The organism is Plesiomonas sp. ZOR0011, assembly GCF_000800945.1.
Taxonomy (GTDB): Bacteria; Pseudomonadota; Gammaproteobacteria; order Enterobacterales; family CAMTGL01; genus Plesiomonas; species Plesiomonas shigelloides.
Genome location: NZ_JRKB01000028.1, coordinates 23,212 through 38,551 on the forward strand (window position 1 = coordinate 23,212; position 15,340 = coordinate 38,551).

A 15,340-nucleotide genomic window follows, 5' to 3' on the forward strand; every position below is an offset into this window, starting at 1 on the left:
TTAGTACATAAACACAATGTACATATATTGCACAGAACGTTATGTTTTACATATGTAAATCATTATATGTAAAGTTTGTGATTATAAAGTGATCGCTCAGCAATTATTTGGCGAATCTAGTTGGCCAGCTGCTGAATTTCCCTCCGCCACTGCTGCAATTGGGCTGGAGAGAGCTGCTGTGTGGCTTGCCAAGTATCGGGGATCTGTTGCCAAATTTTGTCGCGCAGTAATCGAGCCGCTTCCATATGCTGACTTTGGCTATCGAGCCAATGTAACCAGCGAAGATCATCAGTGCCTTCCAGTAATGCAAACAAACTGCGATCGGTATCCGGTAACGTACAAACGTTCATCGGCGGATACAAAAATTGAAAATCCGCTTCGCGTCCATCCACAGGATTAAGCGGATCGGCGGTTGGCATACGGGCATGCCATTGTAGATACCCTTGCGCGCCACTGCGCCACAGATAAAAGCCTGCCGCCAGCCGCGATGCGCCGAGGTTATACAGCCAAACTTGTTTTCCCTCTTTTTGCAATTGCGCGATGTTGTGCGCGGAAGCGCCAAAGCCGTCATTGATCAGCACCAGTGAGAGAGCAGGCAGTAGCGCCGTTTGACTGGGGTGATTAAGTTGGCCGGCCAGTTGGATATCCGGCACACGTGTACGTAGTTCTTGGGCAAAGCTCAGCAGGTTGGGGATTTGGCCGCTGTCGGCTTCATCAGCCAAACTCCACGCTAGCACCTGCGGATGCTCGCGCTCCACTTCGGCGATATGCATGATGGCGGCTTTATCGCCCAGATTGTCGCGCAGCCGTTTTAAGGGGGTGTAGGCCAGCAGCGGTAAATAGCGGTTCGACTGCATGGCGGCCCGTAAATCGCGCTCAAAACGCGCGGTATTTTGATCATCTGGTGTGGCCAGTGCGGGGGCAGGGATGCTAAGACCGATATTGGCTAGCCAACGTAAATCGCAGGCGCTTTGTCGTGTAGCCTGCTCTGCATCAAACCAATTCAGATGTGGCGCTGCATCCAAATATACCCCAACAGGGATTGGGACATCCGGCAGTTGCAGCGCGAGCACCTGAATTTGCAATGGATAGGTGTAGCGCTGTTCGCCAATTTGCAGGCGTAGCGTTGCCTGATAGTCTCCGGCAGGCGTTCCTTCCGGTACGCTAATGACCAGATGCAGGTAGCGGGGGCTCGCTGGTGTAAGGGGAACGCTATCCAGATCGGTGCGAAAATAACTGGCGGACGCGTGTAGTTGGTGACCTTGTGCCGGTTCGCGAACCCAGTGCCACTGCCCCCAGCGCAGCTCGGCGGGCAAGATGGTGTTTGAAGGGGTTATGGAGGTATCGCGGTCAGTCTGATTTTTAGCAACGGTTGGGACAAACGGCGATAAGTGCAGCGATGCGTTAACTGCGTGCGGCAACGATGCGGTCTCTAGCTTGAGATCGACACTCAAATGACTGTTGCCGGCGACCTTGCCTAACAAGGTTACAGCTGCTGCGGTTGAATTTACCCCTTGGTTTGGCGTCGGTAGCGCTAAACTAATGGCTTGCTCCGGTGCTAAAGGCTGCGGGTTAATATGCCAGTTTTCATGAAACAGTTGCGTCAGCCGTTGGTTCAGCTGTTGCTCCGGTGTTGGCGTATCGGCGGCGTTTGGTGATGTATCAGGCCGCAGTGTATCAGGCCACAGTAGTAACGCGGAGATGTACTGGGCATCAGGGGAATCCCCTTCCAAATCAATAATCAGATCGCCGCCCGGATGCGCCACGCGCGTACTCAATTTTCCCAGCTGTTCTGGGAGCAGTTGTTGTGCGGCGGCTTCTTGCGTGTTGGTGGTGCTCTGGGGTTGCGTTGTGAATGCCGGCAGTGCTTCTTGATTGCGATCGGCCAGATAAATGTCTTTTATCCATTGCTCCGGTGTTAGGTGCTGCTCCCAAATGGCTTGGCCGTTGACGCGTACACGCCGCTCCAATGGATGGGGAAGTAATTCCCATTCGCCGGGATCGCGATTCCACAGCCGTAACTGATATTGGCCTGCGGGAAGGGGAATTTTTATCTGATTCACGCCACGTAAGCCATCATTAAACGGAGCAAAGCTGCCGCTTCGGGTGGTGGCGGTGGGGCGTCCTTGCAAGTGAACGTCTTGTGGGCCGATGCGGGTAAAGCCACTGAAGGGGGCGCGTTGGCTGTCACCGAAATCCCAAGCCAATATCTCATCGGCAAAACGCAATCCACGTTGCAGCGAAAGCTTTTGCAGGGTGATGCCTTGTGGTTGCGCAGTGAACAGATACAGAGCCGTCAGGCGGCTCAGATCCGGGCGTTTTTTTTCGGCTGTCAGCAGCGAGGCCAGCGCGATGCGCAGTCGAAATGGCCCCGGCGGGATATCACGCTCTTCATTAACGCGTGAGGAGTAACCCGTGGAATTCACATCGTCCAGTCGGATCACCAGCAGAGCTTGTTGATCAGAAGGATTGTTTCCTTCAATGACCAGATCATCATTAGCGTTCCACGTTGTCGGTGGAGAAAAATGCTGCTCATAAGGGAGGGTGACAGTGTCACTTACAATGCCCGCGCTAGATTCAGAACCAGAGCTCTTCAATAGCTCTAGTGTGTGAGTGTCCGATATGGTTGCGGGTTGGGGCGTCGCAAGGACCGAGGTTGAAATGCCAATAAGCGTTGCGCACAGCACTACGCTCACTAGGAGCTGTGAGGGTTGTGACATCCCATGAGTGATCAGACACCGTGTGCGCGATATTATTTGCCGCACCCAATTTGGATTTTTCCATTCAAGCTTATTCCATCTCGAGGGCTGTTTAGCCTGCATAGTATTACAGCCTGTCGAGGAGACGATTTAAGTCGTCAGCGCGCGCTTCCCAGCTTTGTTGGCTGACGCTTTCACCGCGTGCGTGGCGAGGTTGGGTTAATGCCAGTACAGCCTCCCAATCAGGCGAGCTTTGCGCCAACCAGTGGTGAAAGGCCTGCGTATCGGGGGCATCCAGCGCCGCCTGTTGGATAGCCAGCGTAAAACGGTCGGCATCTGTGCCGACATGCACCAATTCGCGGTATCCGTCTAACGCGGGGAAATCAGTGCTGGCTACCGGTTTTTGCGCCGCGAGATATTCGCGCAGTTTTAGCGGGTTACAGGCTCGGATCTGGGCATTATCACGAAAAGGCAGCATCGACACCTGCCAATGTTGCACATAGCTTGGCAGGGCGTGATGTGGCCGTGGGCCGAGTAAAAAGATATTCGACTTGCCGTGTAGTGAAGCAATATCGGTTTGAATCGGGCCGATTAAAACAAAATTCCAGTGTGGTAGGCGTTCAGCGGTTTGTGCCAGCAGCTCAGTATCGATCCATTCCGAAATGCTGCCGTAAAATCCAGCGATGGGCTTTCCGCTAGGCAGATCGGCGGCGCGCGGCTGCGGGGTGGAGAATAGGCGGATATCCACGCCGTGTGGCAATAACTGGGTTTTATCGGCAGGGAATCTTTGCACTAACGCGGGGCTAGCGGCCAAGATCAAGTCGGCTTTTTCGGCTAACTCGCGCTCCAGCAGGCTCACTGCCGTATGGTCCACACCACTTAAAGCGGAGAAATCATCGCCACAATAATAAATCACGGCCCGTTCATTGAGCTGACCGATCAGATCAACGCCAGTGGGCAATGATAACCAAAGCACCGGCTGGCAGTCAGTCAGTTGCAGTTGTTGTAAGGTGCGTCGAATTTGGCGCCGCAATAAGCGGCGATTGATGGCTCTGGCCCAACCCACACCCGGTAAAGGGATCGCCAGTGGCGCAATAACGGTGGGTTGTGGCGGTGAGTTGGGCGCAGTGGTGGTACTTGTTGCCGGAGTGGATTCTGCCTGATTCGCTGCGGGCTTCGTGGCTAATTGTTGTTGTAATAGTGCCCGTAATTTTTGCCATACACGGCGCAAATCTCGGCGGTTAAACCCTGGGCGGCGCAAGCCAATGGAATTGACCCAAATCACCGGTCGCTCGGCAGTGAGCCGTTTGATGAGATGCTGGGTGCTGCTGGGATGGGCGCCCCAGTCTTCACCAAAAACAATCAGTGGCGGGAGCATGTTGGGTCTTCCTGCGAGTAAGTTGCATTGGTGGTTGACGGCGAAGTGGCGTCAGTGACTATGCCTTGCGCGGTACTGCGCATAGGCTCTGACTCGGGTAAGGCGCGAATCACCTTCGCTGGAACACCGGCGGCTAATACCCGCGCTGGTAAGTCATGGGTGACAATGCTACCGGCGGCAACTACCGTGCCCGCGCCAATACGCACGCCAGCATTAACCATCACGCCGGTGCCCAACCACACCTTGTCTTCCAAAATAATATCGCCCGTTTGTTCATCGTGCTCCGGTAGACCGGCGGCTCGCTCTTCGGGGTTGAGCGGATGTCCGGGGAAGCCGGCCAGAAAGACTTTTCCCGCCATATACACATCATCGCCCAAAATGACTTTGCGCCCCACGGCAATGGTGGTTTGCCACCCGATATGGCAACGATCACCAATGTGTAATTCGACCGGGCGCGTGCCTTGTCGGCCGATAAACGAAGAGATACCGCTGATCTGACAATGGCTACCGATTTGGATATACAGCGGCCCGATCAATTGTGGCATGCCGCTGTAGAGATATAAGTGTGGCGCTGGTTGGGCGAGGCGGGTTTTGAACAGTGGCGTCCAGTAAAAAATGCGAGTGAACGATGCGAATGCATTTTTCAGCAGTTGATGCAGCGCATACAGCGGACGGTGAATCGCTGGGATCACCGGACAGGACCATGTGCGCAGTGCTTTGGCGGTCGACCATAAATTGCGAGCCAGTGGACTGTTACCGGCTTTGGCCCATTGACGGAGGCGCTGGACGATCATCATGCGGCATGCTCCCGAATACTGACTAATACTTAATGATTAAGCATCTTTTGCGTTTTTAGCCAGTTTCTGCAGGCGTGAATTGGCGTCTTTGGCTATAAACATAAGTATACACACTGACGTGTTTAACGGATTTTTTATGCGCTTCCGATTGCCTTCCGCGTTGCAGCAAATGTTTTTTTATGGTCTTGGCCTGATCTTGATGAAAGGGATCTCCTTGATCATGCTGCCGGTTTTTACGCGCTATCTGTCGCCGGCGGAGTATGGCCAACTGGAAGTGCTGCTGGCGTTAGTCAACATCGGTACTTTATTGCTCGGGTTGGGATTAGTGGATGCGTTGTATCGTTTTGCGGGGTTAGCCGATAGTGAGGCTACGCGCCAGCAAGCCGCTGGTGTGTTATTCACCCAAACCCTGTTGATAGCACTCATTGGCTTATTGCTGTTGATGCCGTTTGCCGAACAAATTGCACACTGGCTACCGGGAAATGTGACAGCGTCACTGGTTCGTTGGACATTGCTCTCGGTGGTGTTGGAGGGCGTGATTGGCATTCCGCTGGCATGGTTGCGCATGCAGGGCATGGCGCGTTTTTTTTTCCTGTGCACCGCAGGACGCGTGGTGGTGCAGGCGCTGTTTATCTGGCTGAGCTTGCGCTGGGGGATGGGCGTGGAAGGCGTTGTGATGGTGGGAGCCATTACCACCTTCGGTCAAGCGCTGTTGATGGGCGGCTGGCAATGGCATAACACCGGGTTGACGTGGCGAATGCGTGGCGGTATGCAGTATTTGCGCTATGGAATCCCTATTTTAGTCAGTGGCTTAGCAGGATTCGCTGTTGCAGGATTGGATCGCTGGTGGTTAGCCGGCGCTGCCGGTGAAACTGAGCTGGCTTACTATGCGGTAGCAGGAAAGTTTGCGTTAGCCGCAGGGCTGGTTTTACAGCCGTTTGCATTGTGGTGGTATCCCAAGCGGTTTCAATTTCTCGGTGAAACTGGTGGATTACGAAAGAATGCCGATTTTGCCGAATTAGGCGCGGCGCTTGGCTATTTATTAGCGGGCGGTGTAGGGCTGGTGGCGCCTTACCTGATTTTGCAGCTGACCTCCGAGAGCTACCATCCAGCGATTAAATTGGTACCGTGGCTGGTGGCCGCGATGGCGTTAAAGACACAGTCTGAATTGATGAATGTGGGTTGCTATAGCCAGCGTGATAGCCGATTACAGATGAATATCCATCTGCTATGCAGCGCGGTAGGGGTATTGGGTTATGCGTTATTGATCCCACACTTTGGCGTTGCTGGTGTCATTGCCAGTCAATTTGTGGTGAATGGGTTACGAGCAACGCTGTTTTTGTACTTTAGCCAGAAACTGTTGTATCTGCCGTACCGCTGGTATGGCGTGGTGAGTGCAGCAATCGTGATGGTGGTGGCGTTATGGCTGGGCCAGAGCATACACCTGTTTCAGTAACTGAAGGGCTGCGCGGTATGAAAGCCGTGGCGGCTTGCGTCCTGTTTTGTCTGCTGTCTGCGCTGCTGTGGTGGTTTGTCCCGTTGCCGGTCTTAGGGCCGGTGTTGGGGGCCGTGGTACTGGCGGTGTTGTTTGCACTGCGTTTTCCGTTTGTGGTGATGTTGGCGTTTGTCGCTTTCTCGTTTTTCCGCATCCATGAAGTGATCCCGCAGCTAAATCCACTGCGTTTACCACAGTTGTTGGCGGTGGGCGCGTTGGCGGTATTGCTGTGGCATACCTTGATATCCAAGACGATCAGGCCATTTTGGTGCCGAGAGTTTACCTGGCTGGCGCTGTTTTTTGTTTTGGTAACGATTGGCGCATTGCTCGCTTCAAATCGTGGTGAAGCGTTAGCGGCGTGGAACGGCACTTACGTGAAAATCGTCACCATGACCTTTGCGATTGCCTGGTTGATGGAAAAACCGGCGCACTTTGCCATGGCCACGCGAGTATTCATTCTGAGTGGGCTGTTGGTGGGCTCGGTGGCGCTGTACAACAAAAGTGCCGGTATTGGGTTGGTGGAGGAAACTCGCGTTACGATTGGCCGTGAGTTGGGCTCGGTGCTGGGCGATCCCAATGATTTGGCGTTGGTATTGCTGTTTCCTGCCGGATTTTCTCTCGCGAGCGCGTTAGAGTCGCGAGCGGGTAAATGGGATCGCTTGCTGGGATTTGCCGGTTTTATTGTCAATCTGCTGGCGATTGTGGCTACCCAAAGTCGTGGTGGCTTACTGGGAATTTGCGCCGTGATGGGGATTTTTGCTTATCGGCGTATCAAGTCCAAAATGCTGCTCTTTTCCCTTGCCGCGATGGTGCTGCTAGTGCTGTTTGCCGTTGCAGGGATCAGCGATCGTAGTTCGGGCGGCGCGGCTGAAGAGGGTATTGATGCTTCGGCCATGGGGCGCTTATATGCGTGGGAAGCGGCGTGGGGCATGGCATTAGCGCACCCATTTCGTGGTGTCGGGTTGAATAATTTTTACTACAACTACTATTTTTACAGCCCACACTGGGATGGGCTTAATCATGCGGTGCATTCAACATGGTTTAACGTGCTGTCGGAAACTGGTTTCCTCGGTTTTGCAGTCTTCATGTTGATGCTGTTGACCACCTTATTTCATGTCTGGCGCGTGGCTCTGAAATTAGATCGCTCCGAGCCTTATCCTGTGGCCATTGCCATCAATGGTGTGGCCGCCAGTATGGTGGGCTTTTGTGTCTCGGGCACCTTTTTAACGCAAGGTTTTACTTGGCCGGTGTATTTGCAATTGGCCTTAGCGGTGGCCGGGATCCGCGCCGTAGAAAAGCATGTTGCAGAAAAGCGCGCAGAAGAAAAAACGAGAGAAGAAAAAGCGATAACGAACGTGTCGGAAAAACCATCGTTTACCGACCAGAGTTCCTCGTACCAGGCCAATTCACACAGTTCCACTTCGCCACCGCCAACCGGAGAGCAATCCCATGGCCATTAATCTCTTATATGTGCACTACGGTGAGGAGTGGATCCGCGGCAGCGAGCGTTGTTTGCTTGATTTACTTGCGCACCTTGATCGCGCGCAGTATCGGCCCGTGGTGTGGAGTAACAGTCAGACGTTGCTTAGTGCCGTAAAAGCACTGGAAGTTGAAACCGAATACTGCCCATTTACGCTATTAGGCGGTTGGGAGGCACCACGTATGGATGTAAGGGCTAGCTGGCGTTTATACCAAGAGGGATGTCGACTACTGCAAAAACACCAGATTGCCTTGGTACATTGCAATAGCGGCGCTCCGTGTCAGTGGATGGTGCCGGCAGCACGCACCGCAGGCGTTCCGTTACTGGCGCATTTACATGCGCGCTATCAGGCGCGTGATCGGTATAGCTTGCTACTGCACCAAGTCTCGCTCGCTATCGGGGTCAGCCAACCGGTGATTGCTGGTTTGCTGGCTGACGGCATGCCCGCCCATCGATGTCGTGTGATCCCCAATGGCATTGATGCTGCGCGTTTAGCTGCGCATCCGGCGATCGATATTCGGGCGCGGTTTGCAATTGCTCCTGAACAGTTGCTGTTGCTATCGGTCGGCTCGCTCATTCGGCGTAAAGGCATGGATTTGTTGATTGATGCTGTAGCGCTGTTACAGGGTAACGGTTTATCGGTGGCGTTGGTGATCGTGGGGGCCGGGGAAGAGCAGGCGGCCTTGGCTGAGCAAATTGCGCGTTTACACCTACAGCAGCAGGTTTTTCTGGCCGGTGAAGACGGGCAAGTAGGTGGTTGGCTACAAGGTGGTGCCGACGTATTTATCTCTGGGGCGCGTGAAGAGGTCTTTGGGCTGGTATTGGCTGAAGCCGGTTGGGCGGGATTACCGGTGATTGCGCCTGATGTGGGCGGGATCGCCGAGGTGGTGCTGGATCATGACACGGGGTTACTGGTTCCCGCAGACGATGTGCAAGCTTTGGCGGATAAAATCCGTGAATTACATGAAAATCCCGGGCTACGCATGCAGTTAGGTCAGCAAGGCCGGGCGCGGGTACGCGCCCAATTTTCGGTGCAGCGCTATGTGGCGGATATCAGCGCGGCCTATCAGGATTTGTTGCGTACACCGAAGAGTGCCTTGCATTGGCGTGATGGCTGGCGCTGCGCCGGGAGTTGCTTGCGCTGGCTAGGCGATCGCGTGCAGCAGCGTTTAGGGGGAAAACCGGCATGAGCGCAAATCATGAATGCCAAGCTAATGCAGACCCAGATTTGAGCAGCGCCAGCAAAAAGGGAACTGCACACTTGTTGTTGCTCGATCCCATCGCCTTTAATGGCGGCTCGAAAGTGGCAAATCGCTCGTTATTAGGGCTGCTCAAGGCTGATGCGAGTAACCGGCATGCAGTAAAGATCACCGTGCTGACTCGGGATCCCTCTAGCTGGCCGTCAGCGGCAGGGAATCACTTGCAAAACGCTAGCGTGAATGCAGAGCAACTCTCGCCCCGTTGGGAAACCGTGCCGTTGTATGAATTACCGGGGTGCCGTAATGCCGAATCAGGCTGGCGCTACTTTGCGCGTCATTTGTTCTTAGCGTTGCAAGTGCTGGTTCAGCGTTGCCGATTAGGGCGTCGGGCGATATTGGTGGGCGGTTCTGGGCCGGGGGTAGATTTATCGTTGTATCTCAGTGCTGTGTCTTTGGGCAAAGTATGGCCGGCGGCAACTATTGTCCAGCTGGTACATGGACCGGTTGCGCCTTCACGTACCTGTGCACGTTGTTTGTTGCGCGCCAATTATGTGTTTTATGTCCCTGGTGCTGCGCCTTCGCTGCAGGCGGCGCTGCGCCGGTTAGCGCCAGCGGATACACCTACAGCGATGATAAAAAGTGACCGTGATGACAGTATTGAACGCCCGCATTGGTTGGCATTACATAACGGTCTTTCCGCAGAGCGTTGGCCATCACCGGTAATGGCGGCAGACGCGGATGCGCCAGCGTTACGCCTGTTTTGGGCAGCGTCATTGCTTAAATGGAAAGGCTTGGATGTACTGCTGGCGGCATTAGAGTCACCACAATGTGTCGCCGCTTATACGGCGCATATCTGCTTTTTGCGACCCAAAGATACGCTGTTACCGGTGACCGATGCGCCGAGCGAAGTAAATCGTGTGCCGAATGCTCAAGCGAGCACCGTGTATTGGCATGAAGCGCCGCCGGATTTAGATGCCATCCGCCGACGTTGCTCGGTGTTTGTCTCCACCAGTGAGCGTGAGCCGTTTGGGCTGTCGGTACTGGAGGCGTTAGCGGCGGGCTTGTGCGTCCTGATCCCGCAAGATGGCGCATTTTGGGATCAGCAACTGGAGCACGGCGTCAGCTGTATCAAATATCGACCGATGGATGCCGAGGATTTGGCGCTGCAGCTGCAAACTTTGGCGCTAAGTCCGGCACAGATCCCAGCGATAGGGCTGCGCGGACAATCACTGGCGGCCGCGTTTCGTGCCGAGCAGACCTACGCGCCGGTGTTAGCGCAGTTGCAGCAGGCCATGGCTAATAACTAGCGGCGTACGCATTATCCGTGTAAGCGCGAGGCTTGTGGCCCTAAGGCGCGTTGATATACCGCAATAATTTGCGGTAATGCCGTTTCTGGCGTGTAGTGCTGGCGAATGGTTTCCCGCGCACACTGCTGTCGCCGGCGGTATTCGGCCGTTGGTAATTGTTGCCACTCATGTAGCGCCTGACTCATGGCATTCAGATCGCCGGCCGGCAGTAACCAGCCGTTGTCACCGTGGGTAATTAAGTCACCGAGCCCTCCAATCGCAAAGCTGCAAACTGGGATCCCATTGGCCATGGCTTCTAACGCAGCCAGTGGCAGCCCTTCGGCACGTGACGTAATGCACAGTAAATCAATCTGTGGCCATACCTCACTCATGTCAGCGCAAAATCCATGAAATTCCACATGCCCCAGATAATCGGCCTCCAAAGCGCTGCGCATGGGGCCATCGCCATACACATGGAACTCGGCGCGTGGATGAAGTGCGGCCAGAGAGCAAAACAGATCGGGGCCTTTTTCATGGCTCAGTCGCCCAACAAAGCCGACTCGAAAGGCAGGCTCCGGCTGTACTGCCGCACGTGGAGGGAGGGAAACAAAGTTGGCGATCACCGTAACCGGCGGAGGGAGGCGGCGTGCAATTGCACGACTCACCGCAATGCGGCGGCCTAAAAAAGCGGTCGCCAGATCAATGAGGCTATACCAACGTACCCGCCCACGCCCTAAATCCCCCGAGTGAAAAGTGGATATGACTTTGCAGCCATACCAACGGCCCAGCAAGCGGCAGATGATCCCGGCTTTATAGCCGTGTGAATGCAATAGCAGTGGCGGATGGGCTTTTAATTGGCGGAGGAAATCTTGGGTATTTTGGCACAATCGATAGGGGAGATTGAGCCGTTTCATGCGATTGATATTGGGGCTAGAGCCATAATCGGCCATCAGTACCACCACAGCATTTAATCCGTGACGGCGTAACTCGTTTGCCAGAATAAACACATGGTTTTCGATGCCACCGATGCTGCGGCTGTCCATGACCAACCAGATCTCACCAGATTCGGCAGGGACGGGGCTCGTGGTCAGTTGTCTTTCCATGACATGCTTTCCTTATTTCTTAACCCTCTGCTTTGTAAAGCGTAGCACCGAATTTGGTCGCTGCTTTGTTGGATAGCGTTGACACTCCACGCATACATAAAACTCTTGGTCACGTTATGAGGTGGGTCACACTGCGCAGGCTGCAACTCGGGCTGACTGTGCCGGAGGTTGGCCGCATTTTTGTGTGAGTATTGTTTCTGTCAAGCTGACAACATGGGTTGCCGTGTTAGCGTGGAACAACACTATGGGGATTGGTTAGCTGTGTGGCGAGCGAGCACAAGCTAAGTCAGACGCGTATTCGCAAAATACACATAAACGAAAAGAGCACAGGAGGTGTGGGTGAAAATTGAATTGAGGCAGCATAAAACCACCAGAACGTCGAGCGAGGCGCTTACCCATACGCACGCCAAGCGGCGTTTTGCGCTGGTTGGCGCGCCTTTTAATCAGATGGGCTGTGTCACCACGCGCGCTAATACGGCAGCGCAATTACGTGAGTCGACAGACAGTGAGCCGGGGCTGAGCGAATGGATGGCGGTGAGAAATGCGCGCTGGGGCGCGGATATCATCGATGCTGGCGATGTCTTACCTAGCCCTGAGGTATGGGCGCTGTTGGCGCAACTGGTCGACGGCGCGCCCGATGAGCGGGGCTTCAAAGATCAGGCCTTGGCGCGATATTGCGCAGATCTGCATGCGATGCTGTTAACGCAGTATCGCGCCGGTAGGGTGCCATTGACGTTGGGCGGCGATCACGCCATTGCGTTTGCCAGCGTACAAGCGGCATTGCAGTTCTATCAGCAGGAGCAGGGTAAAAAAGTGGCGGTGGTCTGGGTGGATGCGCACGCCGATTGTAACCATACGCTGGATAGCAACTTGCATGGTAAACCATTGGCGATGCTGATGAATCGCTATCCGTATCATGGTTGGTCTGTGCCAGTGGAGCGAGAGCTGGCGGCGGCTAATCTGTTTTATGTTGGTGTGCGCGATATGATGCCGTGTGAATACGCGCTGATCCGTGACTTGGGGATCACCTGTTTTGACATGGCGTTGATAGAGCAATTGGGCTTTGGCGAAGTCGTGCGCCGTTTGTGTCGTGAGCTGGAGCGCGATTACGATCATGTCTACCTTTCCTTTGATTATGATGCGCTGGACGGCAGTCTATTTCGCGCATGTGCGACGCCGAATGTGGGTGGGCTGAGCGCGCGCGAAGCGCTGCACCTGGTGCATTCGGTGGCCTCGTGTGCGGGATTTATCGGTGCGGATTTTGTCGAGTATTTGCCCGAGCGCGATCCTGACGCAATATCCAAAGCGCTGATGGTGAAGCTGATTGATGCGGTGTGGGGGTATCGGATTTAAGCGCGTATACTGGCTCCTCACTGCATCTTGTTGCTGATACACTTTGCGTTTTGCACCGGTTTCACAGGAGGCTGTCGTGGGTCCCAATGATGGGGTGATGTTGTTGGCCGTGTTTGAACGCGCGGCCTTGATGCTGATGACTCTGTTTTTTCTAACGCGGGTCTGGCCGTTTCAACATCTTTTTCAAAAACAGCGCCATTCGCCGACTGAGCTAGCGTTGGTCAGTGTGCTGTTTTGCTTGTTCGCGGTATTTAGTACTTACACTGGAATTCCCGTAGAGGGTGCGCTGATTAACGTGCGCATCATCGCCGTGATCTGCGGAGGGATCCTGTTTGGCCCGTGGGTTGGCATTCCAGCTGGTGTGATCTCGGGTTTACACCGATACCTGATTGATATTGATGGCTATACGTCATTACCGTGCCTGCTTAGCAGTATTTCGGCCGGTTTGCTGGCTACCTTGATCCACTATCGGGCGCGTAAGAGCCGGTTATGGCTGTATGGCATTTTGGCGGGGATGGCCTGTGAAGGGCTGACCATGCTGCTGATCTTGTTACTGACTAAGCCACATGCGATAGGTATTGAGATTGTCCGCAATATTGCCCTGCCGATGATTTTGGGTACCGTGTGTATCGGGCTGATTATTCGCTTGGTGCAAGATTTGGATGATGAAAAAGAGCTGATTGCCGCCAAACAGGCCAAATTGGCGCTGGATGTGGCCAATAAAACCCTGCCGTTTTTCCGCGAAATCCATCGTGATGCGCTCGAACAGGTGTGCGATACCATCCGCCGAGAAATTGATGCCGATGCGGTTGCTATCACCGATACCCACGATGTGTTGGCTTATGCCGGTGCCGGCAAAGAGTATTACGAGCTCGATGATCACCACACCATCAGTACCATGACGCAGCAAGCGGTGATCTCAGGGCAAATCATCATCAATAACAATTTGCAGCGTTATCACCTGTCTGATTTTCATTCGGCAATTATTATTCCGCTGCGCGAGAACGGCGCGGTGACCGGTACGCTGAAGATTTATTATCGCCGCACTCATCGTATTACCAGCTCGCTGCGCGAAATGGCGGTGGGATTGTCACAACTTATCTCGACTCAGATGGAAGTATCGCGGATCGCTAAGCTGCAAGAAGCCACTCGCAAGGCCGAATTTACCGCATTACAAAATAAAATTAACCCACACTTTCTGTTCAACGCCTTAAATGCTATTTCCTCGCTAATTCGTATCCAGCCGCAGCGAGCACGTGAGCTGATTGCTAATCTGGCTGATTATCTGCGTTATAACTTGTCGCGCGGTGAAGAACTCATCAATTTGAACGATGAGTTGCAGCAAGTGCGTGATTATGTCGCCATTGAGCAAGCGCGGTTTGGCGATAAGCTAACCGTTGAGTTTGATGTGGATGAGGTCGATATTCGGGTGCCAAGTTTGCTGTTGCAGCCGCTGGTGGAAAATGCCATTTTGCACGGCATTCAGCCCCGTAGCGCACCGGGAAAAGTAACGCTGGAAGTGCGGCGACTGGCTGGCGGCGTTAAAGTGGCGGTTCGGGATACCGGCTATGGCATCAGTCAGAACGTGATTGATAATCTGGCCGCTGGTACGGTCAGCAGTGATAGCATTGGTTTAACCAATGTCCATCAGCGCTTAACCCTGTTGTACGGCGCGGGGCTGCAGTTACGGCGTTTGGAGCCAGGCACGGAAGTCTGTTTTTATTTACCTGATCCGGAGGCAAATTTATGCTAACAGCCATCATCGTTGAGGATGAATATCTGGCGCGTGAAGAGCTGGCCTATCTTATCCGGACGTACAGCAAAATTGATATCGCCGCTCAGTTTGAAGATGGGTTGGAAGCCTTTAAATACTTACAAGATCACGATGTGGATTTGGTGTTTTTAGATATTCAAATTCCATCCATTGATGGGGTGATGCTGGCAAAAAACCTGCGTAAATCCTCACATCCTCCGGAAGTGATTTTTGTGACGGCGCATAAAGAGTTTGCCGTAGATGCCTTTGAGCTGGAAGCCTTCGATTACATCTTAAAGCCGTATAACGAAGCGCGCATTACCCATCTGCTGCAAAAAATCGAAGCCCGTAAAGTGCCTGCGGCGCCAAATCTTGCAGCTAATGCGGGGTCACCTGCGGCAGTTCATGCCGGTCAAGGCGCAGGGTCATCGGCTACGATGGCGGATGAAGGGATGTTACACCGTAACCAGACGGTGAATTTGGTTAAAGGTGAGCGCATCATCGTCACCCCGTGTGCGCAGATCTACTATGCGGAGGCCGATGAAAAACTGACCTATGTGTATACGCGTGATGATCGCTTTGTGATGCCAATGAGCATCAGTGAATTTATCAGTCGCTTACCGGCAGACGGGTTTTTCCGCTGTCATCGCTCGTATTGTGTGAACATCAACAAAATTCGCGAAATCGTGCCGTGGTTTAACAGTACCTATTTGATCCGTTTGCACGAGTTGAGCGCTGAAATTCCCGTCAGCCGCAGTAACATCAAAGCCTTTCGACAACTGATGCGTCTGTAATTG

The 15,340-nt window shown here is 53.8% G+C and carries 11 protein-coding genes; 7 read left to right on the top strand and 4 right to left on the bottom strand.

The genetic code is table 11. The features are described 5' to 3' along the window. Positions 1-116: 116 nt before the first annotated feature. From L975_RS05030 to L975_RS05040, 3 genes are all read right to left on the bottom strand, one after another. Positions 117-2,597 carry a hypothetical protein gene (locus tag L975_RS05030; protein WP_047707512.1) on the bottom strand — a complete coding sequence of 827 codons (2,481 nt, stop codon included), beginning with the start codon at positions 2,595-2,597 and terminating at the stop codon, positions 117-119. A 229-nt stretch (positions 2,598-2,826) separates the two neighbouring features. Then, a complete protein-coding gene (locus tag L975_RS05035) occupies positions 2,827-4,077 on the bottom strand; it encodes a glycosyltransferase (RefSeq protein WP_047707513.1) in 1,251 nt (416 codons plus the stop codon). Next, the gene (locus L975_RS05040) at positions 4,062-4,874 is read right to left on the bottom strand and encodes an acyltransferase (protein ID WP_072033017.1); all 813 of its coding nucleotides are present in this window, start codon (positions 4,872-4,874) and stop codon (positions 4,062-4,064) included. The genes L975_RS05035 and L975_RS05040 overlap by 16 nt, the downstream gene beginning before the upstream one ends. Positions 4,875-5,010: 136 nt before the next feature. Here L975_RS05040 and L975_RS05045 point away from each other — a divergent pair, with 136 nt between their 5' ends. From L975_RS05045 to L975_RS05060, 4 genes are read left to right on the top strand one after another with little or no spacing between them, the layout of a single operon-like run. Then, positions 5,011-6,330 (top strand): lipopolysaccharide biosynthesis protein, encoded by a 1,320-nt coding sequence (locus L975_RS05045; RefSeq protein ID WP_218185558.1) that lies wholly within the window; start codon positions 5,011-5,013, stop codon positions 6,328-6,330. Next, positions 6,297-7,829, top strand: coding sequence for an O-antigen ligase family protein (locus tag L975_RS05050; protein WP_218185559.1), 1,533 nt, complete (start codon positions 6,297-6,299; stop codon positions 7,827-7,829). Before L975_RS05045 ends, L975_RS05050 begins: the two co-directional genes overlap by 34 nt. Further along, positions 7,819-9,039, top strand: coding sequence for a glycosyltransferase family 4 protein (locus L975_RS05055; RefSeq protein ID WP_047707515.1), 1,221 nt, complete (start codon positions 7,819-7,821; stop codon positions 9,037-9,039). Before L975_RS05050 ends, L975_RS05055 begins: the two co-directional genes overlap by 11 nt. Beyond that, a complete protein-coding gene (locus tag L975_RS05060) occupies positions 9,036-10,355 on the top strand; it encodes a glycosyltransferase (protein ID WP_052181284.1) in 1,320 nt (439 codons plus the stop codon). The genes L975_RS05055 and L975_RS05060 overlap by 4 nt, the downstream gene beginning before the upstream one ends. Positions 10,356-10,366: 11 nt before the next feature. On the opposite strand, the gene L975_RS05065 is transcribed toward L975_RS05060, so the two are convergent. Then, complete coding sequence (locus L975_RS05065; RefSeq protein WP_052181285.1) at positions 10,367-11,437, bottom strand: glycosyltransferase family 4 protein; 1,071 nt, start codon at positions 11,435-11,437, stop codon at positions 10,367-10,369. A gap of 339 nt (positions 11,438-11,776) precedes the next feature. Between L975_RS05065 and L975_RS05070 the strand changes: the two genes are divergently transcribed. From L975_RS05070 to L975_RS05080, 3 genes are all read left to right on the top strand, one after another. Continuing rightward, positions 11,777-12,790 (top strand): arginase family protein, encoded by a 1,014-nt coding sequence (locus tag L975_RS05070; protein WP_218185560.1) that lies wholly within the window; start codon positions 11,777-11,779, stop codon positions 12,788-12,790. Positions 12,791-12,887: 97 nt separating this feature from the next. Further along, positions 12,888-14,543 (top strand): sensor histidine kinase, encoded by a 1,656-nt coding sequence (locus L975_RS05075; protein ID WP_047707589.1) that lies wholly within the window; start codon positions 12,888-12,890, stop codon positions 14,541-14,543. Next, positions 14,537-15,337 (top strand): LytTR family DNA-binding domain-containing protein, encoded by an 801-nt coding sequence (locus L975_RS05080; RefSeq protein ID WP_047707517.1) that lies wholly within the window; start codon positions 14,537-14,539, stop codon positions 15,335-15,337. Before L975_RS05075 ends, L975_RS05080 begins: the two co-directional genes overlap by 7 nt. The last annotated feature ends 3 nt before the right edge of the window (positions 15,338-15,340 follow it).